Genomic DNA, 21,945 nt, shown 5'->3' with positions numbered 1-21,945 from the left:
AACTGGTGCGTTCCGCACTGCGGGTCTCTGAACTGCAAGGACCCGTACTCCTGTTGTGTCCTTCCGGCGTACGCCGCAAACAGCCCGGGTATCACCGAACCGGGACAGAAGACGGCGCGTCAGCGGCCGTTGCAGCAGGAGGAGTTGAGTGCCCTATGACGTGCTGGTTCGAGGGGCCCCTGGCCGCCTTCGACACGGAGACCACGGGTGTGGACGTCGAGACCGACCGGATCGTGTCGGCCGCCCTCGTCGTCCAGGACGCCCCGGGCCTCAGGCCCCGGGTGACCCGGTGGCTGGTGAATCCGGGTGTCCCGGTGCCGGAGTCGGCGACGGCGGTGCACGGGCTGACGGAGGAGCATCTGCAGCGCCACGGCCGTTGGCCGGCGCCGGTGATGTACGAGATAGCCGAGGCGCTGGCCGAGCAGGCCCGCGCGGCGCGCCCGCTCGTCGTGATGAACGCACCGTTCGACCTCACACTGGTGGACCGGGAGTTGCGCCGGCACCGCGCCTCGTCCCTGGGCCGCTGGCTGGAGCGGACGTCACTGCACGTCCTGGATCCACGCGTGCTCGACAAGCACATGGACCGCTACCGCAAGGGCCGCCGCACCCTCACCGACCTGTGCGCGCACTACGGCGTCGAGCTGGAGGGCGCGCACGACGCGGCGGCCGACGCGCAGGCCGCGCTGGAGGTCGTGCGGGCGGTGGGCCGCCGCTTCCCGGGGCGGCTGGAGCGCCTCTCGGTCGCCGAGCTGCACACGCTGCAGGCGGTGTGGCACGCGGGGCAGGCGCGGGGGCTCCAGGCGTGGTTCGCGCTCAACGGGAGCGAGGAGGCGGTGGACCCGGCCTGGCCACTGCGTCCGGACCTGCCGGCGGCGGCGTGAGCCGGTGACGCGCACACGAAGAAGCCGGCCCGTCGTGCGACGGACCGGCTTTTCCCGGTGGGCGATACTGGGTTCGAACCAGTGACCTCTTCGGTGTGAACGAAGCGCTCTCCCACTGAGCTAATCGCCCGGGAACGCACTGAACCATACAGGGCCCGGCACGCTCTCTTCAAACCGCTTCGAGGCGGGCGGCGAGCCCGCGGCGCCCCGCCCGCATCATCAGCCGGTGGTTGGCCCGGAACAGCGGCCGTCCCGGTACGGCGAGGCGGCGCAGCAGCGGCTTGCGCACGACGACCTCCTGGTCGTAGCGGGCGAGGGTGCCGGAGCCCCGGGGGCCGAGCGTCCAGCGCGCCCAGCCCTCCATGTCCCCGCTCATCGCGACCTCCAGCACCCCGGCCTCCGGGTCGCGCCGTCCCTCGCGCAGGGTCGCGGTCAGGTCGTAGGGCAGGAGGGAACGGAAGCGGACGAGGCCGCTGGTGTCGTCGAGCCGGGTGACCTCGCGCACCTGCGGCCACCAGCGGGGGTAGTCCTCGATCCGTTCCAGCTCCCGGTAGACGGCGGGGACGGGCGCGGGCAGGGTCCACAGGCTGCGGAATCGGTAATGGTTCCAGTCCACGTACCGGAGTGTGCCCGTCCCCGCGTCCGTCACGTGCGCGCTACGGCATCCGGTCGCCCAGAAGGGCCAGGTTCTCGATGGCGGCGAGTCCGTAGAGCGCGGTGTCGTTGGTGGACACCCAGGTCGCCTCGCTGCCCGGTACCAGCGCGGCCGGGCCGCTCAGCTTCTCGGTGCTCCAGGGCGCCGACTCCTTGTAGCCGTCGGAGTCGTAGAACTTCCGCCACGCGCGCGTGGCGAGCGCCTCGTCCCCGGTCCGTACGGCCGCGTAGGCGTCGAGGCGCGAGTGGCCCTGGAAGAGGATGAGGCTGCCGAAGTCGCGGCCGTAGCGGGCCGCCTGTTCGGCCTTGGTGGCGTTGAAGTAGCGGCAGTAGTCGTAGTACGCCTCGTGGAACTCCGGCATGTCGACGAGGTCGATCAGCTCGGCGCACAGCTCGTTGAGGCCGAAGACGGCCGACAGGTGGGACACCTCGACCTTCGGGGCGTCGGCGACGGCGAACCTGCCCGTGTCGAGGTCGTACAGGCCGCTGCCCTGGACGAAGCCGTTGGGCTGGGCGGCGATGGTCTCCATCGTGGACAGCACGCGCGCGCGTGCCTTCTCCCACTGGGGTCCCCTGCGTTCCCACTCGGTCAGCCACGCCGAGACCAGGCCGCTCCAGTCGGTGCCGAAGCCGATCGACAGGGCGTGCCGGTCGGGGGTGTAGGGCTCGGTGCGGATCTTGCGGAGCGGGTCGAGGGCGAGGAAGGTCTCGTCGGAGTCGACGTTGGCCCGCATGAGGTCGCCCACGCGTTCGTCGGCGGTGAGGAAGTAGTAGAAGCGCCGGTAGGTGGTGTTGGCGATGCGCTGCTGCTTGGCGCTGTCCGCGTAGTGCTGGACGCCGTGCCGGGTGCCGAGTCCGGCCCACTCCCCCAGGTGGTAGACGTCGACCTCGCCGGTGTGGCGGGTCATGGCCTCGGCGAAGCGGAAGATGTCGGCGCGGCCGGAGCGCAGGTAGGCGTACCAGAGCCAGAGGTCGGGCGACAGCTCGGAGTTGTCCCAGGCGTAGCCGCCGATGTCGTAGCGCCACTGGTGGCGGGCGGTGTCGTAGGTGTGCATGATGTCGCCGTAGTCCCAGAAGCCGTACCAACGGCGCTGCTCCACCTGGTCCTTGTAGTAGGTGAAGAGGAAGTCGAGGTGGTCCTCGATCCTGGCCTTGGCGGGGGTGGACCGGTCGGGCTCGGAGTAGAGGCCGGGGCCGAAGACCCCGGCCTCGATGAGCTGGGCCGGTGGGGCGGCCAGCTGGGGCAGGACGCGCACGGCCTCGACCTGCTGCGCGAGCCGCTGCGCGCTCGGGGTGGAGGCGTTGGCCCAGAACAGCAGTTCAGAGGTGCGGGCGATGCCGTACGGGGTGCCGAACCCGGGCTCGTAGTCCTCGTAGGTGATGTTGAGGCCCTCGATCTGCTCGGGAAAGGTGTCCTGGCCCAGGCCGTCGTGGTAGAAGCGCAGGTCCATGGGCTGGGCCTCGGGTGACCAGAGCCAGAGGGTGACCTCGGCCGCGTCGGTCCGGGCGTCGCGGATGTCCAGCTGGGCGGGGTACTTCTCCCAGAAGTCGCGCAGGCCGAAGGAGAGTCCGCCGCTCGTTCCGCCGACGTAGCCGAAGCCCGAGGCGCGCCGCCCGCCGCCGGCGCCGATCCAGCCGTGCCCCTTCCCGGTGCGCTTGCGCAGGGTGAAGCCGTCGGCGGAGAGCTGGGAGAGGGTGTAGTCGCCCCACTCCGGGATGTACTGCAGGCGGGTGGTGACCCGCTGGTCCCAGGTGGCGGGGTCGGGCAGCTTCTCCCCCGCGTACTGCGCCGCCTGGACGGCCGCCCCGGGGTCGCGGCGCAGTCCGGTGATGCCCTTGACGGCCTCGCGCAGCAGGCCGGTGCCTTCGCCGCCGATGCGGATGTGCCGGTCGTAGGGCGCGTCGCGCATCGGCACGGTGAAGCGGACGCCGAGGCCGCGGACGAAGTCGCCGCTCGCCTTCCCGGGCTCCTGCTTCCCGTCGAACGTGACGGTGTGCACCATGCGGAAGGAGTCGGCGCCGGCGTAGAAGTAGAGGCGCAGGGAGAAGGGCAGCCTGGCCCGGCGCCCCTTGCGGTGCGTGCCGTCGATGCGGACGACGGCGCGGACGGGGCCCTCCTGCTCGACCTTCACCTCGTCGATCGCGCCGTCGAAGCGTTCGTGCGTCACGGTGCCCTGGTCGCCGTCCTCGATCTCCGGCTGGCGCAGCAGTACGAGGCGGCCGTTGCGGGCGATCTCGGTGGAGCCTCTGGTGACCGACTTGATCAGGGTCGATCCGGAGAGGCCGATCCTCGCGGTGATGACGCCGGTCGATATGTCGATCGTTCCGCCGCGTCGGGAGACGGTGACCTTCTCGGCGGGCGCCGCGGGGGTGCCGGCGGTCAGGGTGAGCGCGCCGTCGCCCGAGCCGACGGCGTGCGCGGTCCACTTGAGGGAGCCGTCCGGCCAGTACGCGAGCGGCCAGGACTGCGCGGGTACGGCCTTGCCGTCCGCGTCCGTGACGGCGAACGTCTGGTCCTCCCGGTACGTCCCCCGGGGCCAGGGGACGCCGACGGTGGAGCCGGGGGCGGCGCCCAGGCCGCCGTCCTCCAGCCAGGTCAGGGTGACGGGGGCGGCCTCGCCGGTCTCCGCGGCCGGGGCGGCCTGGGCGTTGCCCGCGCCCGGGGCCCAGCTGAACTGGGCGGCGGCGCCGGCGACTGCGGCCGCCTTGAGGAGGGACCTGCGGGGGATGGGGGACATGGCCTTTCCTTCCGTTGCGTGCGGGTGCCGGGCGTGTCGAGACTGAATGTCAGGGGCATGACAGAAGGGAGGGTGCGGCGCCGGAGCGCCGAACCGGGGACGGGTGACGCCGTCAGCGCCGGCGGTGGCGCTCCTCCACGGCGACGGCCGCCGCGGCGACGGCGCCGAGGACGGCGACCGCCAGCGGGACGCTGAACCAGGCGGAGCAGACCACCACGGCCAGCCCGCCGACGATCAGGAAGGAGCCGGCGGGGTCGAGCACGGTGCGCCGGCCGGCCCGCGCGAGCAGCGACCGCCAGGAGGCGCCGGGGTGCCAGGTGGCCGCCGCGCGCAGCCCCGCCACGGCCGCGCCGATCAGGGCGAGCACCCCGACGGAGCCCACCAGGGGGCCGAGCGGAACACCCTCGCGCACGGCCCGTACGTCCACCCAGACCACCGCCAGGGCGGCCCACCCGGCGACCCCGACGATCCACCCGCGTCGCAGTGCCGCCCGGAAGTCGGCGGCGAACTCCCGCAGGCCGCCGCGCTCGTGGGCGAGCAGGCGCCCGAGGTGCCGGGACCCGGCCGCGAACGCCGCGGGGTAGCTGACCAGCGGCAGCGAGGCCACCGCGATCCACACGCCGGTGAGCAGGCACTCGGCGAACAGGGCGAACCCCTGGGCGAACCGTGACTCTCCCCGCTCGGTGCGGGCCCGCGCACGCGCCTCGGTCATGATCGGTTCACCTCAGCCCTTCAGACCGGACGTCGCCATACCGTCGATCAGATAGCGCTGGAAGGCCAGGAAGAAGGCGAGGACGGGCAGCAGGGCGACGAGCGACATGGCGATCATGCCGCCGTAGTTCGCCAGCCCTTCCTGGTCGACGAACATCTTCAGGCCGAGGGACACGGTGTACTTGCTCGGCTCGTTGAGGTAGATCAGCGGGCCCATGAAGTCGTTCCACGCGTTGATGAAGGTGAAGATCGCGCTGGTGATCAGGGCCGGGCGGCACAGTGGAAGCACGATCGACCAGTAGATGCGCAGGTGCCCGCAGCCGTCGAGCCGCGCCGCCTCGTCCAGCTCGCGGGGCAGGTTGCGCATGAACTGCACCATGAGGAAGACGAAGAACGCCTCGGTGGCCAGGTACTTCCCCAGCAGCAACGGGGTGTACGTGTTGATCATGTCCATGTTGCGGAACAGCACGTACTGCGGGATCAGCAGCACGTGGTACGGCAGCAGCAGCGTGCCGATCATCAGGGTGAAGAGCAGGTTGCGGCCCGCGAACCTGATCCTGGCGAAGGCGTACGCCGTCAGCGAGCAGGACACCACGATCCCGACGACCGACCCCACAGCGAGGAAGAGCGAGTTGAGGAAGAAGGTGGAGATCGAGATGTCGGCGATGCCGTCGGCCAGGCTCGTGTAGTTGGAGACGATCGGGTCGGCCGGGAAGAGGTCCAGGCTGCCGACGATGTCCCCGCTCTCCTTGAAGGAGCCGCCGACGACCCAGACCACCGGATAGAGGATCACCGCCAGGATCGCCAGGGACCCGAGGTGCCAGGCGAGCGAGCCCGGCAGCCTGCGCCGCAGGGCGCCCTTCGTGGACGGGGCCGGTGTGACGTCGGTGGCCTGCGCGCTCATCGGCCGCCCTCCTCGTAGTGCACCCAGCGCTTCTGGGACCAGAACAGCACCGCGGTGACCAGGGCGACCGCGACCAGCAGCATCCACGCCATGGCGGAGGCCAGGCCCATGCGGCTGTTCTCGAAGCCCTGGACGTACAGATAGCAGGTGTAGACCATGGAACCGTCGGCCGGACCGCAGGCGTTGCCCCCGGCCCCGCCGCCGACGATGTAGGCGGAACTGAAGATCTGGAAGGAGTGGATGGTCTCCAGCAGGACGTTGAAGAAGAGCACCGGGGAGATCATCGGCAGCGTGATGTTCCAGAACTGCCGCAGTCGGCTCGCCCCGTCGACGTCGGCCGCCTCGTACAGCTCGCGCGGGACCTGCTTCAGGCCGGCCAGGAAGATGACCATCGGGGCGCCGAACTGCCAGACGGTGAGGGCCACCAGACTGTAGATGATCAGATCCGGGTCGCCGGTCCACCCGCCGGCGTCGATCCCGAAGAACTGCTGCGTACGGTCCACGGCCGCGTCGTCCGAGAAGATCGCCTTCCACACGACGGCGACGGACACGCTCGCGCCGATCAGCGAGGGCGCGTAGAAGGCGGCCCGGTAGAAGGCCTGTCCGCGCCGCTTCTGCGCCAGCAGCAGCGCCACGCCCAGCGCGGCGACCAGCTTGATCGGCGTGCCGACGACGACGTACCAGAGGGTGACCTGGACCGAGTGACGCCAGCGCGGGTCGCCGAACATCTCGGAGAAGTTGTCCAGGCCGATCCACTTCGGGGCGTCGAACAGGTTGTAGTCGGTGAAGGCGAAGTAGAGCGAGGCGACCATCGGTCCCGCGGTCAGCAGCAGGAACCCGGCGATCCAGGGGGACATGAAGAGGTAGCCGGCCAGGTTCTCCCGGCGGCGCCGCCGCTTCAGCTCGGCGGGGCGCGGGGGCTTGACCGGGCCGTGGCGCGGCTCGGAGCCCTCGGCCAGGCCCTCCCGCGCGGGGGCGTGTGTCACGGCGCTTCCCATCAGCCGACGAGAGCCGTCTTCGACTCGGTGAAGAACTGCTTCACGGCGTCCCCGACGGACCGCTCGCCGAGCGCCATCTCCTCGGCGATGCGCAGGAACGCGGCCTCGCAGATGTCGGCGCCGTTCGGGTGCGGGGTGATGTCCTCCAGGACGCCCGCGTCGACGAGGGACTGCTCGTAGGCGGCGATCGCCTTGTTGACCGGGTCGGCCGGGCGGTAGGCGTCGTACTGGGCCCGCGTCGTCGGCACGCCGCGGTCGTAACCCATGATCCTGGCGACCTCGGGGTCGTGGACCATGAAGTCGATGAACTGCGCGACTTCCCTGGGGTGCTCGGTGCGCTTGTAGGCGCTCAGCATCAGCGAACCGAGGTACTGGCCGGTCCGCTTGCCGTCCGTGGTGGGGATCGGTGCGAGACCGTACTCGCTCTTGCCCTCCGAGGTGTAGCGGACGGTGAAGTTGTCCCAGGTGTACTCGCTGCCGGCGAGTTCGGCGGAGAGCGCCGACTTGGGCTTGATCTGGGCGACCTTCTTCGGGTCGGCGAAGAGACCGGACCGCACGTCCTTCTCCGCCCTGCTCCACCACGCGGTCAGATCCGCCTCGGAGAAGCCGAGGCCGTCCTCGGTGAAGAAGGCCTTGCCGTTCTGCCGCAGGTACAGGTCGTAGAGGTACATGACGCCGTACATGCCGCTGTCGCCCGCACGCCCCGTCCGGTCCCGGACCCTGGTCATCGCCTCGTGGAAGTCGTCCCAGGTCCAGCCCTGTTCGGGCTTGATCCCGGCGCGGGTGTAGACGGGCTTGTCGATGACGAGGGCCATCGAGTTCGAACCGACGGGCACACCGAGGAGTCTGCCGTCGATCTCACCGAACGTCTCCAGGCCCTCGCGGAAGCCGTCCATGGAGAGGTTGCCCGCCTCGACCTGTGCGCTCAGATCGAGCAGGACGTTCTTCGCGTCGTATTTGCGCAGGAATCCGATGGCATTCTGGAAGACGTCGGGTGGATTCCCGCCGGAGGCCTGGGTGTTGAACTTCTTCCAGAAGTCCGTGTACGGCTGAAAGTCGGTCTTGACCTTGATCTTCGGGTATTTCTTCTCGAAGAGGGCGATGGTCTTGTTGATGCGCTGCGCCCGGTCCTCCGCACCCCACCAGGAGTAACGGATCGTCACCGTCCCCCCTCCCGAACCACTGCCGCCGCCGCACGCGGTGGCCGTCGCCCCCAGCCCCGCGACGGCCAGCGAGGCGCCCGCCGCCTTGAGGATCGTCCGCCTCTCCATCTTGCTGCCCTGCTGCATATGAGCCTCCCCGCGACGTGGCGTCCGCTGCATGAATCGTTTCAAGTAAGCGCTTGCTGGCACAAGGTACGAAGGTCCCGGGGGCCCGTCAATGAGTCGGACGGTACGGATGTGCGCGGGGCACCGACCGCGAGGGAGGCCCATCGCCGGCTCACCCGCGGGCGGGCCGGCCGATCCCGCAGGTGGGCGCGGCGTGACCGAGGGACCGAACGCCACCCGGTCCACCGGAACCGGCGCCACGGAAGGTCACGGTTGAGTGACGCGGCCGGACGGGCGCGCGGCCGCCCGGCACACGACGAAGCGGCCCGGCTCACGATCGTGAGCCGGGCCGCCTGCTGATCCGGTGGGCGATACTGGGTTCGAACCAGTGACCTCTTCGGTGTGAACGAAGCGCTCTCCCACTGAGCTAATCGCCCGGACGCAGGAAGAACATTACCCCATGTCAGGCAGTGCCCGTGACCAGCGGGGGCCGGGTGGCCGCACCCCCGCCGCGGGTCACTGGTCCTTGATCTTCCAGGGCATCTGCAGTCCGAACTTGTACAGGTAGATCCCGGCCAGCACGGCGACGATCAGCAGACCGACCGAGGTCAGGATGATGTTCCGGCGCCGCACCCGGGGGTCGAGCGCGCGCTGCGCCGCCTCCGTGACCTTGCGCTTGGTCCAGCGCAGGACGAGCTGGGCCCAGACGAACTCGGTCGCCCAGATCGCCATGCCCCCGAAGATCACGACCCAGCCCGGCCCGGGCAGCGGCAGCATGATGATGCCGGCCACCACGACCGCGAGACCGACGATGAAGACGCCGACCTGCCAGCTCAGGTGCAGGGCGCGGCGCGCTTTGACGAAGTCCGGCGCCCGCGACCCGAGGGCTCGCTCGGCCGCGGCCTCGTCGTCCGTCCCCGTACGGTCCTCCGCCACGGCTGCCTCGCCGCGCTTGTTACTCCCCGTGTTCATACAGCCAAACACTACCGGAGCGAAACCTGTCACCGGAATGGGCGCAGGACCCGAACGACCGCTCGGCCGGAAGAGTTACGTAAACACCCGCAAAACGCTCAGAGGGGTTTACAACGGCACCGTAGGTGGCATGTCGATTTCGCCGACGTGCGAATCCCCGAGCGCACACTGAGCGAAAGGCCCTGGCGCTTATGAACACCACGGTCAGCTGCGAGCTGCACCTGCGCCTCGTTGTGTCGAGCGAGTCCTCCCTGCCTGTCCCCGCAGGCCTGCGGTACGACACGGCCGACCCCTACGCCGTGCACGCCACCTTCCACACCGGAGCCGAGGAGACCGTCGAGTGGGTGTTCGCCCGCGACCTCCTCGCCGAAGGTCTCCACCGTCCCACCGGCACCGGCGACGTCCGTGTCTGGCCGTCGCGCAGTCATGGCCAGGGCGTCGTGTGCATCGCTCTGAGCTCCCCTGAGGGCGAGGCACTGCTGGAGGCCCCGGCGCGGGCCCTGGAGTCCTTCCTGAAGCGCACAGACGCCGCCGTGCCGCCCGGCACGGAACACCGGCACTTCGATCTCGACCAGGAGCTCTCGCACATCCTGGCGGAAAGCTAGGGCGAGGCCCCGTGAAGCCGCCCGTCGCCGTCGACTCGGGGTGACGGCACGGGCCCGGACAACCGCATACGGCACACCCGGCGTCGTCGCCGCGGATCTCCGCGGAGGCGGCGTCGGCATGTTCCGGCTCCGTACAGCGCCGGGGGACGCCCCGGGGCGACCTGACGTGCCCCACGCCCCTCACGCTCCTCGCACTCCCCTGACGCCTCACAGGCCGCTCTCGCGGCACCGCACGGGAACGAAGACCGGACGGCTGCCGTTGTACGGGCGACCGGTGGACCGGCGCCGCCGGTGCGCGAGGCCGTGGGCGACGGGCGAGGGGCCGCCGGTACCGGGGACCGGAATCGGAGCCGGTTCACCCGCCGCGGAAGCCACTACCATCGGCCAGCATCGGCGGGCGCTCGCCCGACCCCAGGCCAGGGAGCGAAATGTGCTGATCACCCACGACACCCGGTGCGCCCTCGACACCGTGGTGGATCTGGTGAACACCGTGCCGGAGGACGATACGGCGCCGGACGGGCTGCCGGATGTCGCGGCCCTCCAGGAATTCGTGGGATCGCACGAAATCAGCGACGTCGGCGTGCTCTCCGAGCTCGACCTGTCGGCGGTGCGCAAGATCCGCGGCCGGTTCGCGGCGGTCTTCGCGGCCCCCGAGGCCCGTACCGCGGCGGGGCTGATCAACGACCTGGTCGCCGCCGCGGGGACCACGCCCCGGCTCACCGACCACGACGGGTACGACTGGCACATCCACTACTTCGCCCCCGGCGCCTCCGTCGCCGACCACCTGGCCGCCGACTGCGGGATGGCGCTGGCCTTCTTCGTGGTCGCGGGGGAGCAGGAGCGGCTGCGGCGGTGCGAGGCCCCGGACTGCCGGCGCGCCTTCGTCGACCTCTCGCGGAACCGCTCCCGGCGGTACTGCGACAGCCGTACCTGCGGAAACCGGCTGCACGTGGCCGCGTACCGGGCACGGCGCAAGGAGGCCGCCGGCTGACGTCGGCCCGGCCCGTCCCGGCGTCGGCCGCGGCTGGTGTCCGGACGGCGACGCGGTCCCCGGCGGGTGGCGCCGGGGAACGCGGGTACGGCTCACAGCAACAGCAGGTCGTGCAACGCGGCCATGAGCAGCAGACACCCGATCACCGCAAGGAAGATCATGAGCGGTGGCTGGGAAAGGGCGAAGAGGCAGCCGCGCGGTTCACTCTGCGTGGGCGCGGTTTCGCTCTGTCTCGTGTCCAGCTGGGGATCCAGCTGAGTGGTGTCCGGCATCTCGCCGCGATGATGACGCAGTGCACGGGGCCCGCGCGATCAACACGCCAGCAAGGTCCGGGAGTTCGTTGAATCAGCAAGGTCGGGGTCGGAACGTGATCATTCCGGAGCACGCCGTGACGGCCTCGGACCGCTGTGTCGTTTCAGTGGCGGCGGACGGGTGTCAGATGCCGTGCTTCTTCAGGATGGCCTCGATGTCGCTGAAGTCCTCGTCACCCCGGGGCGCGGCCGCCGGCCGGGAGGGGGCGGGCCGGGCGGACGGGCGGGTACCGGGTCCGAGGGACGGTTCCGAGGCCGCCGGGGCGACCGCGTCGCGCCGGGCCGCGGCCCTGGCCTCCTTGCGTTCCTTGCGCGTGCCACCACGGCGGCGCTCCACGGCGCGTGTGGTCATGAAGAGCACCCAGGAGACGCCCAGCACTCCGAAGCCCGCCCAGGCCACCGGGCTGAAGGCCGTGTCGGCCAGCCACTCGACGACACCGGTCATCACCAGGCCGACCGGGACCAGCGCGTAGGCGGCGATGCGGGTCGCGGTGAGGAAGCGCCTGCGGTACGCGGTGACCGCCGCGATGCCCAGGCCCGCCGCGGACACCGCGGAGCAGACGGTCTCGGCAATCATCCGGTCCTCCAGGCTGGGCTCGGTCGGGCACGAGTACTTCCCTTCCATCCTGCACCGTCCGGACACCGTCGGGCCATGCTCCGGCCGGAGATCAGGGAGATCTCGGGGGTCGGCTCCTCCCCAGGTGCCGGTGAGCGGTCTCCCGCGGTGGCCGGACGCCGTCCCGTGGCTGGGAGAATGGGGGCATGAGCGACCTCTCCCCCGACCGTCCCGCCGCGCCCGTCCTCGACGTCTGGTGCGAGCTCCAGTGCCCGGACTGCCGCACCGCGCTGGAGGACCTCCGCGCCCTGCGCGCCCGCTACGGCGACCGCCTGGAGCTGCGGCTGCGGCACTTCCCCCTGGAGAAGCACAAGCACTCCTTCGCCGCCGCGCAGGCCGCCGAGGAGGCCGTGGCCCAGGGGCAGGGGTGGCCGTACGCGGAGGCCGTGCTGGACCGGGTCGCGGAGCTGGACCGCAGGGGTGAGCCCTTGCTGGTCGAGGTGGCCCGGGAGCTGGGGCTGGACGCCGAGGAGTTCGACACGGCCCTGATCGACGGCCGGCACATCCTGATCGTCGACGCCGATCAGGCCGAGGGCAAGGCGATCGGCGTGACCGGCACCCCCACGTACGTGATCGGCGGCGAGCGCCTCGACGGCGGCAGGAGCCAGGAGGGGCTGCGCGAGCGCGTCGAGGAGATCGCGGACCGGCTGCTGGCCGAACAGGGCTGATTCGGGGTGGCGCCCCGGCGCCCCGGCCCGCGCCGCCCTTAGAGCAGCGGTTTGTAGAAGCCGTACCGCGTGGTCGTGTAGCCGAGCGACTCGTACAGCCGTTCGGCCGGGGTGTTCCCGGCGAAGACGTTGAGGCCGATCAGGGACCGTCCGGCGGTGATCGCCTGCGCCTCGGCCAGCAGCATCAGCGTACGGCCGTGCCCCCGGCCCCGGTGGGCCGCGTCTGCCTCGACGTCGAAGACGTAGGCCCGGTCCTCCTGCAGCGCCAGCCACAGGACCCCGACCCGCACGCCCTCCTGCTCCAACACGCTGAACAGCATGTTCTCGGTGTCCCGCCCGTGCGGCAGGAGCAGCTCGTGATCGCGGCGCGCCTTCGCGTGCGCCTCGGCCTCGGGGAGCCCCCGCTCGATCCAGGTACGGGCGTACTCCCGCGACTCGTAGGCCTGCCAGGCGGCGAACTCGTCCCGGGTCATGGGCCGTGCGGCGCTGCCCGCGGGCAGGGCGGGCGGCGTGTCGCCGAGCGGCTTGGTCATGCCGCGGCTGCGCGGGACGTAGCCGAGTGCCCGCGCGAGGCCCAGGCCGGCCTCGGCGTCGCCGGGGACCTGCGCCTCGATCTGCCGGCAGCCCCAGCCCCGCGCGACCTCCTCGGCCGCGAGCGCGGCGACGGTGCCCCGGCCGCGTCGGCGATCCGGTGCGTCGATGCGCAGCTCGTCGATGACGGCGACCGAGTCGCCGAGGGAGGGCGAGGTGCCGAGGTGTATCGCGCCGACGGGACGGCTGTTCACACAGACCTGGTAGCGGCGTGAACGTGTCCCGTCGGCGGCGCGCTGAAGCGGCTCGGTCGGCCGCAGGGTGGTGGTCATCACGGGTGTTCTACCCGCCGGGGACCCGAAGGGCAGCCGAATATCCGCGCTCAGGGATCCAGGTCGTCCCCGGAACGCTCCTCGAAGATCCGCATCGCCTTCGCGGTCACCGGTCCCGGGGCGCCCGGGAGTTCGCGGTCGTCCACACGGTGCACGGCCTGGACGTCCCGCAGGGTGGAGGTCAGGAAGACCTCGTCGGCGCGCTCCAGGACGTCCAGCGGAAGGTCGGTCTCGCGGGCGCCGGTCCACTCGACGGCCAGGGCGCGGGTGATGCCGGCGAGGCAGCCGGAGGCGACGGGCGGGGTGTGGATCTCGCCGTCGAGGACCACGAAGACGTTGGACCCGGTGCCCTCGCAGAGCTGCCCGACCGTGTTGCCGAACAGTGCTTCCGACGCCCCCCGTTCGCGGGCGCGGGCGAGGGCGACGACGTTCTCGGCGTAGGAGGTGGTCTTCAGGCCGGTGAGCGCGCCGCGCTCGTTGCGGGTCCAGGGCACCGTGACGACGGCCGTGGAGTCGGGTCGGCGACCGGTCTCGCCGAGGGCGACGACGAGGGTCGGGCCGTGTTCGCCGCGGTCGGAGCCGAGCGGGCCGTGGCCGCCGGTGTAGGTGACGCGCAGCCGGCCCAGGGGCATCGGGTTGGCCTCGATGACGGCCGCGCAGGCGCGGCGGACCTCGTCGAGGTCGGGATCGGGCAGCCCCAGACCGCGTGCCGAACGGGTCAGCCGGTCGAGGTGCCGGGTCAGCGCGAACGGCCTGCCGTCCGCCACCTTCACCGTCTCGAAGATGCCGTCGCCCACGGTCAGCCCGTGGTCGAAGACGGAGACGCGGGCGGAACCGGTGTCCCGCAGCCCTCCGTCGAGCCAGATCTTCACGTCTGTACCGCCTCTCCGCTTCCGGTCACCTCGTACGCCCCCGACGCTACCGCGAGCAGCCGGGACGCCTTCAGCTCCGTCTCCCGCCACTCCCCCTCGGGGTCGGACCCCCAGGTGATGCCGGCGCCGGTGCCGAAGCGCAGCAGCCTCGCGGACCGGTCGATCCAGAAGGTGCGGATGCCGACGGCCAGCTCCCCGGTGCCTTGGTCGGCGTCGACCCAGCCGATGCCCCCGCAGTACGGGCCCCGGGGCGCGCTCTCCAGCGCGTCGATGATCCGCAGGGCGCTCGACTTGGGCGCGCCGGTGACGGACCCGGGCGGGAAGGCCGCGTCGAGCAGCTCCGGCCAGCCGGCCCCCGCGCGCAGCTCACCGCGCACCGTCGACACCAGGTGCACGAGTCCCGGGTGCTTCTCCACGGCGCACAGGTCGGGCACCGTCACACTCCCCGTGGCGCAGACCCGCCCGATGTCGTTGCGGACCAGGTCCACGATCATCACGTTCTCGGCGTAGTCCTTCTCCAGCAGGTCGGCCTCGGTCCGTCCGGTCCCCTTGATCGGCCCGGACTCGACGACGCGGCCGTCGCGGCGCAGGAACAGCTCCGGGGACGCGGTGGCGATCTCGACGCCGTGCCCGGGCAGCCGGATCGTCCCGGCGTACGGCGCCGGGTTGCCGCGGGCCAGCAGGGCGGTGAGGGCGTCCACGTCGGCGCCGGGGGCGACGGGCGCCGAGAGCACCCGGCAGAGGTTGGCCTGGTAGACCTCGCCGGCGGCTATGTGGGCGCGGATGCGCCGCACGGCCGCCGTGTACGCGGCGCGGTCGAGGGAGGACGTCCAGTCGCCGACGGCCGGCCCCCGCCACCCGCCCGGCACGGGCGCCGGCACCGCCTCCGTCCGTACGTCCGCGAAGCGGGCGCAGGTCAGACGGCCCTCGAAGTCCACGCAGACGGCCCAGAAGCCCTCGGACTCCAGGGCCGCGGGATCGCTCGTGACGTCGAGGAGACCGGTGGCGAGGCGGTCGCCGAAGCGGGCGAGGGGAAGCAGGTCGAGCACGTGACCGAGTCTAGGCCGGTGTCCCCGAGGTGACCCGAACGTGTCGCTCCAGGTGCCCTGACCAGGTGCGCGAGCATACGCACCGCAGCACGCTGCACAAACGCGTTTTTGTGCTGGCTCCGGAATCCGCTAGAGTTCATCACGTCGCCGGGACGCGCAAGCGCACCGCACCGACAGGCGGACGTAGCTCAGTTGGTAGAGCGCAACCTTGCCAAGGTTGAGGTCGCGAGTTCGAACCTCGTCGTCCGCTCGCAGGAACAGGGGGCCTCCCGGGTCCCCTACACTCCTGGTGGAGTGGCCGAGAGGCGAGGCAACGGCCTGCAAAGCCGTCTACACGGGTTCAAATCCCGTCTCCACCTCCAAGGACGATTAGCTCAGCGGGAGAGCGCTTCCCTGACACGGAAGAGGTCACTGGTTCAATCCCAGTATCGTCCACTGGATCTTCGAGTCCTCGATCCCCGGATCCTGGTTCTCCCGGGTCCCCCGCGCGATTAGCTCAGCGGGAGAGCGCTTCCCTGACACGGAAGAGGTCACTGGTTCAATCCCAGTATCGCGCACGCAGCACTCCCAGGACGATTAGCTCAGCGGGAGAGCGCTTCCCTGACACGGAAGAGGTCACTGGTTCAATCCCAGTATCGTCCACACCCACCGAAGCCCCCGGCCGTCTCGCACGGCCGGGGGCTTCGTCGTGTCCTTGGCCGGTCAGCTGGAGAAGAGCATGCGGCCGAAGCTCTTCTGGCGGTGGTGACCGTGGTGGCCGTGGTGCCCGGCGTGCGGGGCGCCCCAGGCGGGAGCCGGGGCGGCCGGGTAGGCCTGCGGGGCCGCGGGCGGGGGCGGCGGAGCGGGCTGGGACCACTGCGCCTCCAGGCGGGTCAGTGACTCCAGCTCGCCGTAGTCGAGGAAGATGCCTCGGCAGCCGCTGCACTGCTCGATCTGAACGCCGTTGCGGTTGTAGGTGTGCATGGGTGCGTGGCACTTGGGGCACTGCATGGTCGGCTCAACTCCTCGCCGGTCGGTGCTGATTCGCGTATCGCCAGGACAGACTCTGTCCGGGCGTGGGTCGGTTGCACCCTACGTCGCGCGCATTCGCGTCAACCGCGGAGGGCTCGGGGGCGACCCGAGGGCATCCGCGCGCAGGCGTCGACCAGCGCCTGCTCCACCTCGTCCGGGGTCCGGCCCGCCGCTGCCGCCTTGGTGAGGGCCCGGGCGGCGGTCTGGACGGTGAGGGCACGGGCCGGAACGTCCAGGGCGGTCCAGGGGTCCGCGTGGGACGGGACGGCCGGGCCGCCGGCCGTGCGGTAGGCGGTCAGGAAGCGGTGCCAGTCGTCCGGCGGCAGCAGTCCGCAGGCGTACCAGGCCGCCGGACGGGCGAGGTCCCATGCCGGGACGCCGGTGCCGAGGTCGTCCACGTCTATGAGCAGCCAGGGCCCGTCGGGGGCGGGGTGGCGTACGAGCTGGCCGAGGTGCAGGTCGCCGTGGCACAGGGTGGTCGTGTCCGGCATGGCGGCCTCCCCGCGGGCCCAGGCGGGGAGGCCGGCCCAGGCGTCCAGTACGGAGGCGGTGGCGGGGTGGTCGGGGGCGGTGGCCCGGAGCCGGACGACCGCCTGGGCCGCCTTGGCCGGACCGCGCATCGGCGGCAGGGCGGCGGGGGCCGGGGAGCGGTGGAGGCGGGCGAGGAGGGTGGCCGCGGCCTCCCACGGCGCCGCGTCCGGGTCCTGCGGGTCGACCGGGGTGCCGTACGGCCAGTAGGTGACGAGCCGCTCGTGCAGGGTGACGGGCCTCGGGCCACCCGGCTGAGCGTCTGCGGCGTGGGGGTCCGCAGCGGTGGGAGCGAGCGGGGGCAGGAGGATGCCGGGGAGTCGGGCGGCGACGGTGACGCGGCGGGCCAGCTCGACGGGGTCGGTGTCGGCCGCGTGCGCCTTGGCGACGGTCCCGGCGTGCCGGACGACGGTGGCGTCGGGGCGGTCGGCGAGCGTGGTGTCGGCGGGGGGCGCGGGCTTGGCCTCCGTGCGGGACGCGGGCGTGGCCTCGGGGCGGTCCGCGGTGCCGCAGGGGCAGGCGGGGGTGCGGGCGTGGGCCGCTTCCCTGGCCCGGGCGGTCAGGGAGGGGAGGAGGGCGTCCGTGGTCACGGGGTGAGGGTACGCAGGGGTTCGGCGCCGTCTGCTCGGAGGCTCCTGCGCCGGTGGCGGGGAGGCATGTCCTCGGCGTCCGCCCGGGGGCTGGGGCGCCCCGGTGCCGTTCGCCCGGATGCTCCGGGGGACGACGAGAGCTGCGGTCGGTGCCGGTGCCGTGGCTCCGTGGTCGTGCCGGGGAAGAGCAATGCCGGCGCAGCTCCCCAGCTGCGCCGGCATTTTGCCGTCCGCCGCACCCCCGTCCCCACGGGGTTTCATGGATGGATGTCCCCGCCCGGACCGCTCTTCCGGGCCTGGGGGTCGCCTCTCAGCGCCCCAGCATCACACCCACGGACGACGCTTGTGTGGCCACTGTCTCCCACCCGTCGAAGACGAGGAGGAGCAGAGCCGCCAGGGGCAGGGCCATGAGCGTCGCCACCACCGGGTGGCGCCGCGCCTGACGGCGGTCCTGCCGCGTGCGGACCAGCGTCCGCGGTGCCGTCTGGGCCATGGTCCCTCTCCTGACCGTTCGGTTGTTGTCTTCGCAGCGGCGGGCGTCCGACCTCGGGGGACGAGTGCTGCACCCGCCGCTTGACCTCAAATCTAGGTGTCCCGCGCCCACCGGTCGTCATGCCCTCGTACCGATTGCCGGGCCTCCCGGAGGATGAGCCGCCTCCCGAGGCGTACTCCCCTGGGTGGAGACCGGGCGCCCCGCCTCGGGGTCTTCCCGGAGGGGGCGTCCTCGTGACGTGCCCCGGACCCGGCAGTCCGCAGCACCCGGCCCGTGACATCGCTCACTTCCGCCGCGCTCCGGCGGGCCCCTGACCCCGCTCGGCGCACGTCCTCGCCCACCGCCGCGCCGTGGGCACCGGTCGGCCCCCGGACACCCCCCTCCCCCTCCGCGCCCGCACGCTCCCCCCGTCCAAACCGCCCTCCGCGCGCGCCGGTTGGGATCACCGGCCGGCCGGGACCGGCTCGCTCACGTGTTCCCTGACCGTCCCTCAACTCTCGCACCCCGCACTGACAATCCGTTGCCCGCGGAGGGCGCGGCCTCTGCGCGCGGGCGGCCGTGGAAACGTAAGCTGGGGCTCGTCACAGGGACCGGGCAGCGGGGATGAACATGGCGATGATGCGCCTGAGGCGCGAGGACCCGCGCGTCGTCGGCTCGTTCAGGCTTCACAGACGGCTCGGCGCGGGTGGGATGGGCGTGGTCTACCTGGGCTCCGACAAGAAGGGGCAGCGGGTCGCGCTGAAGGTCATCCGGCCGGACCTGGCCGAGGACCAGGAGTTCCGCTCGCGGTTCGCCCGGGAGGTGTCGGCGGCCCGGCGCATCCGCGGTGGCTGCACGGCGCGGCTGGTCGCCGCCGACCTGGACGCGGACCGCCCCTGGTTCGCCACGCAGTACGTGCCCGGCCCCTCCCTGCACGACAAGGTCGTCGACGGGGGGCCGCTCGGCGCGGCGGACGTCGCCGCCGTCGGCGCCGCCCTGTCCGAGGGGCTGGTCGCCGTGCACGAGGCCGGGGTGGTGCACCGGGACCTGAAGCCGTCCAACATCCTGCTCTCCCCGAAGGGGCCGCGGATCATCGACTTCGGCATCGCCTGGGCGACGGGCGCCTCGACGCTCACGCACGTCGGCACCGCCGTCGGCTCCCCCGGGTTCCTCGCGCCCGAGCAGGTGCGCGGGGCGGCCGTCACTCCGGCCACGGACGTGTTCTCGCTCGGCGCCACGCTGGCCTACGCGTCGATGGGCGACTCACCGTTCGGGCACGGGAGTTCCGAGGTGATGCTGTACCGCGTGGTGCACGAGGAGGCGCAGCTGCACGGCGTCCCGGACGCCCTCGCTCCGCTGGTGCGGGCGTGTCTGGCCAAGGACCCCGAGGAACGCCCGAGCACGCTGCAACTGTCCTTGCGGCTCAAGGAGATCGCCGCCCGGGAGGCCCAGGGCCTGGCCGACGTACGGCCCCCCGCGCCGCGCAGCGCGGAGGCCGACCTGCCCACGGGACGGCTCGCCGACACCTATCCGGAGCGTGCTCAGCGGCGTCCGCAGAGCCGGCCGGGCGCGCAGGGCACGCCCGCTCCACGGAGCACGTCGGGATCCCGTGGGCCGGCGCCCGCACGCGGCGGCGCGCCCTCGCGCGGCGCCGATCCCTCCCGCGGTGGCACGCCGTCACGGGGCGGGTCCGGCGCACGGGGCGGCAGCGCCCCGCGCGGGGGCAACGGTTCGGGCGCCCGCTCCGGGGGGCGGCCCACACCCGCCTCCCGCAGCAACACCGGCCGCAGCACCTCCCGCCACGACAGCGGGGGCCGGCCCACGCCGCGCGGCGGCCCCGGCCGTACGGCGCCGAGGCCGACCGGGACCCGCTGGCGGCGGCCCGCCAATCCGCGGCTGCTGCGGCAGCGTCTGTTCGTGTTCGTGGTCGTGACCCTGCTGGTCGCGCTGGGTATCGCCGCCGCGCAGGGCTGCCAGGGACCGTCCAGGGGGCTGGGCGACGACCGGGGCGGTGTGCGGGCGCAGCAGGAGCGCGTCGACGGACGCGGCGACACGCCCGGGTGGCATGCGGTCGGACTCTGAGGGCCGGACCGGACCGTACGGCGGCTGCGGAGGTCCGGATCACAGGGCGGGCTCCCGCACGGCGACGGCCGGACCGCAGCCTCACTCCGGGGGTCGGCCCGCCGTCACCGCGTAGAAGGCGACCGCTGCCGCCGCACCCACGTTCAGGGAGTCGACACCGTGGGACATGGGGATGCGGACCCACTCGTCGGACGCCGCCAGGGCCCGCCGGGAGAGTCCGTCGCCCTCGGCGCCCAGCATGAGCGCCACCCGGTCCATCCGGTGCGGGGCCACCTCGTCGAGGGCCTTGGCCCGTGCGTCGGGAGTGAGGGCGAGGAGCGCGAAGCCCGCCTCGCGGACCGCCTCGAGTCCGGCCGGCCAGGTGTCCAGGCGGGCGTACGGAACCGAGAAGACGGCGCCCATGGAGACCTTCACGCTGCGCCGGTACAGCGGGTCGGCGCAGTCCGGTGAGAGCAGGACCGCGTCCAGTCCGAGGGCGGCGGCGGAACGGAAGATCGCGCCGATGTTGGTGTGGTCGTTGACCGACTCCATGACGACGACGCGGCGGGTGGCCGTCAGGAGGTCGGACGCCGTCGGCAGCGGCTTGCGCTGCATCGAGGCGAGGGCGCCGCGGTGCACGTGGTAGCCGGTGACCTGCTCGGCGAGGGCCGGGTCGACGACGTACACCGGGGCGGGAGCCTCGTCGATGATGTCGCGCATCGTGTCGACCCACTTGGCGGAGAGCAGCATCGACCGCATCGCGTAGCCCGCTTCGCCGGCCCGTCGGACGACCTTTGCGCCCTCGGCGATGAAGAGGCCCTCGGCGGGCTCGCGGCGGCGGCGCAGTTCGACGTCGGTCAGGTTGGTGTAGTCGTGCAGGCGCGGGTCGTCGGGGTCGTCGATCGTGAGGAGTTCGCCCATGTCACACCGCCCCGTGCGGGCCGGTGCCGGCGTGCGGGCCGACGCCGACGACCTCGCCGACGACGATGACGGCGGGTGGCCTGACCTCCTGCGCGACGACCGTGTCGGCGACCGTCGCGAGGGTGGCGTCGACCCGGCGCTGGGCGGCCGTGGTGCCCTCCTGGACGAGGGCGACCGGGGTCTCGGGGGACTTTCCGTGCGCGACGAGGGTCTCGGCGATCCGGCCGATCTTGTCGACGCCCATGAGGATCACGAGGGTGCCGGTCAGCTTGGCGAGGGAGGGCCAGTCGACCAGGGAGCGCTCGTCGTCGGGGGCGACATGGCCGCTGACCACGGTGAACTCGTGGGCGACGCCCCGGTGGGTGACCGGGATGCCGGCTGCTCCGGGGACCGAGACGGAGCTGGAGATGCCGGGGACGACGGTGCACGGGATACCCGCTTCGGCCAGCGCCTGCGCCTCCTCCATCCCCCGCCCGAAGACGTACGGGTCGCCGCCCTTCAGCCGTACGACGGCCTTGCCCTGCTTGGCGTGCTCGATGAGCGCGTTGTTGATGGCCTCCTGGGCCATGAAACGGCCGTAGGGGATCTTCGCCGCGTCGATGACCTCGACGTGCGGCGGCAGCTCGGCGAGCAGGTCGCGCGGGCCGAGCCGGTCGGCGATGACCACGTCGGCCTCGGCGAGCAGGCGGCGGCCGCGGACGGTGATCAGGTCGGGGTCGCCCGGGCCGCCACCGACGAGGGAGACCCCGGCGGTGCGGGTGCGGTGGTGCGGGGCGACGAGGGTGCCGTCGCGCAGGCCCTCCACGACCGCGTCCCGGATGGCGGCGGTGTGGCGGGGGTCGCGGCCGCGCGCGTCCGTGGTGAGCACGGCGACGGTGACGCCCTCGCTGTGGCCGGTCGCCGGTGTCCACGCCGTGGCCTCGTCGGCGTCGTCGGAGCGGACGCACCAGACGCGGTGCCGCTCGGCCTCCGCGGAGGCGGCGGCGTTGGCCGCGGTGTCGCTGGTGGCGATCAGGGCGTACCAGGCGTCCGCGAGGTCGCCCTCCGTGTACGGGCGCCGCTCCCACGCGATCTCTCCCGCGTCCGCCATCGCCTCGACCGAGGGGGTCGCCGCGGGGGACACGAGGCGGATGTCCGCGCCCGCCGCGATGAGGGCGGGCAGGCGGCGCTGGGCGACCTGACCGCCGCCGAGGACGACCACGCGACGGCCGGTGAGGCGGAGGCCTACGGGGTAGGCGGGGTGTTCGGCCATGAGGGAGGG

At 72.4% G+C, this 21,945-nt stretch carries 22 protein-coding genes and 7 tRNA genes; 10 read left to right on the top strand and 19 right to left on the bottom strand.

Annotated features, from left to right (window positions below):
• Positions 1–155 precede the first annotated feature (155 nt).
• Positions 156–881: a 3'-5' exonuclease gene (locus ACGF5T_RS16485; RefSeq protein ID WP_356605750.1), complete on the top strand. Its 726-nt coding sequence runs from the start codon at positions 156–158 to the stop codon at positions 879–881.
• A gap of 58 nt (positions 882–939) precedes the next feature.
• Here ACGF5T_RS16485 and ACGF5T_RS16480 read toward each other — a convergent pair.
• From ACGF5T_RS16480 to ACGF5T_RS16440, 9 genes are all read right to left on the bottom strand, one after another.
• Positions 940–1,011 (bottom strand) — tRNA-Val (locus ACGF5T_RS16480).
• A gap of 39 nt (positions 1,012–1,050) precedes the next feature.
• Positions 1,051–1,497, bottom strand: a complete 447-nt coding sequence (locus tag ACGF5T_RS16475) for an SRPBCC family protein (RefSeq protein ID WP_053142249.1) — start codon at positions 1,495–1,497, stop codon at positions 1,051–1,053.
• 40 nt (positions 1,498–1,537) lie between these two features.
• The gene (locus ACGF5T_RS16470; RefSeq protein WP_366769129.1) at positions 1,538–4,273 is read right to left on the bottom strand and encodes a Tat pathway signal sequence domain protein; all 2,736 of its coding nucleotides are present in this window, start codon (positions 4,271–4,273) and stop codon (positions 1,538–1,540) included.
• A 112-nt stretch (positions 4,274–4,385) separates the two neighbouring features.
• On the bottom strand, positions 4,386–4,985 hold the full coding sequence (locus ACGF5T_RS16465; RefSeq protein ID WP_356605754.1) for a hypothetical protein: 600 nt from the start codon (positions 4,983–4,985) through the stop codon (positions 4,386–4,388).
• 12 nt (positions 4,986–4,997) lie between these two features.
• Complete coding sequence (locus tag ACGF5T_RS16460) at positions 4,998–5,888, bottom strand: carbohydrate ABC transporter permease (protein ID WP_361012333.1); 891 nt, start codon at positions 5,886–5,888, stop codon at positions 4,998–5,000.
• Positions 5,885–6,886, bottom strand: coding sequence for a sugar ABC transporter permease (locus tag ACGF5T_RS16455; RefSeq protein ID WP_356605758.1), 1,002 nt, complete (start codon positions 6,884–6,886; stop codon positions 5,885–5,887). The genes ACGF5T_RS16460 and ACGF5T_RS16455 overlap by 4 nt, the downstream gene beginning before the upstream one ends.
• A complete protein-coding gene (locus ACGF5T_RS16450) occupies positions 6,886–8,175 on the bottom strand; it encodes an extracellular solute-binding protein (RefSeq protein ID WP_366769130.1) in 1,290 nt (429 codons plus the stop codon). The genes ACGF5T_RS16455 and ACGF5T_RS16450 overlap by 1 nt, the downstream gene beginning before the upstream one ends.
• A 344-nt stretch (positions 8,176–8,519) precedes the next feature.
• A tRNA-Val gene (locus tag ACGF5T_RS16445) sits at positions 8,520–8,591 on the bottom strand.
• Positions 8,592–8,670: 79 nt separating this feature from the next.
• Entirely contained in the window at positions 8,671–9,126 is a 456-nt protein-coding gene (locus ACGF5T_RS16440) for a TIGR02611 family protein (RefSeq protein ID WP_361012339.1), read from the bottom strand.
• A gap of 191 nt (positions 9,127–9,317) precedes the next feature.
• On the opposite strand from ACGF5T_RS16440, the gene ACGF5T_RS16435 reads away from it, so the two are divergent.
• Positions 9,318–9,731 carry an SsgA family sporulation/cell division regulator gene (locus ACGF5T_RS16435; RefSeq protein WP_004002642.1) on the top strand — a complete coding sequence of 138 codons (414 nt, stop codon included), beginning with the start codon at positions 9,318–9,320 and terminating at the stop codon, positions 9,729–9,731.
• 430 nt (positions 9,732–10,161) lie between these two features.
• Positions 10,162–10,722, top strand: a complete 561-nt coding sequence (locus ACGF5T_RS16430; RefSeq protein ID WP_356605764.1) for a CGNR zinc finger domain-containing protein — start codon at positions 10,162–10,164, stop codon at positions 10,720–10,722.
• 92 nt (positions 10,723–10,814) lie between these two features.
• Here the strand turns inward: ACGF5T_RS16430 and ACGF5T_RS16425 are convergent, their stop codons facing one another.
• Positions 10,815–10,994, bottom strand: coding sequence for a hypothetical protein (locus ACGF5T_RS16425; RefSeq protein ID WP_356605766.1), 180 nt, complete (start codon positions 10,992–10,994; stop codon positions 10,815–10,817).
• Positions 10,995–11,157: 163 nt separating this feature from the next.
• Complete coding sequence (locus ACGF5T_RS16420; protein WP_356605768.1) at positions 11,158–11,610, bottom strand: hypothetical protein; 453 nt, start codon at positions 11,608–11,610, stop codon at positions 11,158–11,160.
• Positions 11,611–11,795: 185 nt separating this feature from the next.
• Here ACGF5T_RS16420 and ACGF5T_RS16415 point away from each other — a divergent pair, with 185 nt between their 5' ends.
• Positions 11,796–12,317: a DsbA family protein gene (locus ACGF5T_RS16415; RefSeq protein ID WP_356605770.1), complete on the top strand. Its 522-nt coding sequence runs from the start codon at positions 11,796–11,798 to the stop codon at positions 12,315–12,317.
• Between the two features lie 38 nt (positions 12,318–12,355).
• Here the strand turns inward: ACGF5T_RS16415 and ACGF5T_RS16410 are convergent, their stop codons facing one another.
• From ACGF5T_RS16410 to ACGF5T_RS16400, 3 genes are read right to left on the bottom strand one after another with little or no spacing between them, the layout of a single operon-like run.
• Positions 12,356–13,180, bottom strand: a complete 825-nt coding sequence (locus tag ACGF5T_RS16410; protein ID WP_366768592.1) for a GNAT family N-acetyltransferase — start codon at positions 13,178–13,180, stop codon at positions 12,356–12,358.
• Between the two features lie 50 nt (positions 13,181–13,230).
• Positions 13,231–14,052: an aminodeoxychorismate lyase gene (locus ACGF5T_RS16405; RefSeq protein WP_356605773.1), complete on the bottom strand. Its 822-nt coding sequence runs from the start codon at positions 14,050–14,052 to the stop codon at positions 13,231–13,233.
• A complete protein-coding gene (locus ACGF5T_RS16400; RefSeq protein WP_366768591.1) occupies positions 14,049–15,101 on the bottom strand; it encodes a chorismate-binding protein in 1,053 nt (350 codons plus the stop codon). Before ACGF5T_RS16400 ends, ACGF5T_RS16405 begins: the two co-directional genes overlap by 4 nt.
• Positions 15,102–15,278: 177 nt before the next feature.
• On the opposite strand from ACGF5T_RS16400, the gene ACGF5T_RS16395 reads away from it, so the two are divergent.
• The 5 genes from ACGF5T_RS16395 to ACGF5T_RS16375 all read left to right on the top strand — a co-directional run bounded on the left by ACGF5T_RS16395 (position 15,279) and on the right by ACGF5T_RS16375 (position 15,743).
• Positions 15,279–15,351 (top strand) — tRNA-Gly (locus ACGF5T_RS16395).
• A 38-nt stretch (positions 15,352–15,389) separates the two neighbouring features.
• A tRNA-Cys gene (locus tag ACGF5T_RS16390) sits at positions 15,390–15,463 on the top strand.
• 1 nt (position 15,464) lies between these two features.
• Positions 15,465–15,536, top strand: a tRNA-Val gene (locus ACGF5T_RS16385).
• A gap of 50 nt (positions 15,537–15,586) precedes the next feature.
• A tRNA-Val gene (locus tag ACGF5T_RS16380) sits at positions 15,587–15,658 on the top strand.
• Positions 15,659–15,671: 13 nt separating this feature from the next.
• A tRNA-Val gene (locus tag ACGF5T_RS16375) sits at positions 15,672–15,743 on the top strand.
• Between the two features lie 60 nt (positions 15,744–15,803).
• Here ACGF5T_RS16375 and ACGF5T_RS16370 read toward each other — a convergent pair.
• From ACGF5T_RS16370 to ACGF5T_RS16360, 3 genes are all read right to left on the bottom strand, one after another.
• Entirely contained in the window at positions 15,804–16,091 is a 288-nt protein-coding gene (locus ACGF5T_RS16370; protein ID WP_356605777.1) for a zf-TFIIB domain-containing protein, read from the bottom strand.
• Between the two features lie 101 nt (positions 16,092–16,192).
• Positions 16,193–17,230, bottom strand: coding sequence for an aminoglycoside phosphotransferase family protein (locus tag ACGF5T_RS16365; protein WP_366768590.1), 1,038 nt, complete (start codon positions 17,228–17,230; stop codon positions 16,193–16,195).
• A gap of 310 nt (positions 17,231–17,540) precedes the next feature.
• A complete protein-coding gene (locus tag ACGF5T_RS16360) occupies positions 17,541–17,723 on the bottom strand; it encodes a hypothetical protein (RefSeq protein ID WP_053128126.1) in 183 nt (60 codons plus the stop codon).
• Between the two features lie 603 nt (positions 17,724–18,326).
• Between ACGF5T_RS16360 and ACGF5T_RS16355 the strand changes: the two genes are divergently transcribed.
• On the top strand, positions 18,327–19,784 hold the full coding sequence (locus tag ACGF5T_RS16355; RefSeq protein ID WP_356605781.1) for a protein kinase: 1,458 nt from the start codon (positions 18,327–18,329) through the stop codon (positions 19,782–19,784).
• Positions 19,785–19,865: 81 nt separating this feature from the next.
• Here the strand turns inward: ACGF5T_RS16355 and ACGF5T_RS16350 are convergent, their stop codons facing one another.
• Both ACGF5T_RS16350 and cobA read right to left on the bottom strand, forming a co-directional pair.
• A complete protein-coding gene (locus tag ACGF5T_RS16350) occupies positions 19,866–20,684 on the bottom strand; it encodes an RNA methyltransferase (protein ID WP_356605783.1) in 819 nt (272 codons plus the stop codon).
• A 1-nt stretch (position 20,685) separates the two neighbouring features.
• Positions 20,686–21,936: a uroporphyrinogen-III C-methyltransferase gene (gene cobA / locus ACGF5T_RS16345; protein WP_356605785.1), complete on the bottom strand. Its 1,251-nt coding sequence runs from the start codon at positions 21,934–21,936 to the stop codon at positions 20,686–20,688.
• Positions 21,937–21,945 lie beyond the last annotated feature (9 nt).

Source organism: Streptomyces sp. NPDC047853, from assembly GCF_043204535.1.
Classification (GTDB): Bacteria; Actinomycetota; Actinomycetes; order Streptomycetales; family Streptomycetaceae; genus Streptomyces.
The sequence above is the reverse complement of the archived record's forward strand: the minus strand, read 5'-3'. Positions and strand labels throughout refer to the sequence as shown.